1 protein-coding gene is annotated in these 245 nt (G+C 55.9%); it reads left to right on the forward strand.

Features of this window, described 5'->3' with window-relative positions; all coding sequences use genetic code 11:
* A partial coding sequence (locus EOB49_RS37185; RefSeq protein WP_206526231.1) for a hypothetical protein occupies window positions 1–245 on the forward strand: 245 nt, incomplete at both ends.

The raw sequence follows: 245 nt of genomic DNA on the forward strand, positions 1-245 counted from the left end.
ACCGCATGAATGTAGCCTCCCAATATCTGCCGCTTGTGGCGCATCACGAAGCCGGACCCGCGGTGGCCGCCATCGTTTTGCACCGTCAGATGTTCGACGACGACCGTGAACTCCCTGCTTTCTCAAGTGTTAGTATTTACCCCACGCCGGTGACGGAGAGTGCGGTGGTTTTGTCGAAGGCACGGTTTTCTATTCAGCGCAAGGATTCACCTCGGAGCGAAAGCCGATTTTCGAGGACGATATGG

The organism is Mesorhizobium sp. M7A.F.Ca.MR.148.00.0.0, assembly GCF_003997735.1.
Lineage (GTDB): Bacteria > Pseudomonadota > Alphaproteobacteria > Rhizobiales > Rhizobiaceae > Mesorhizobium.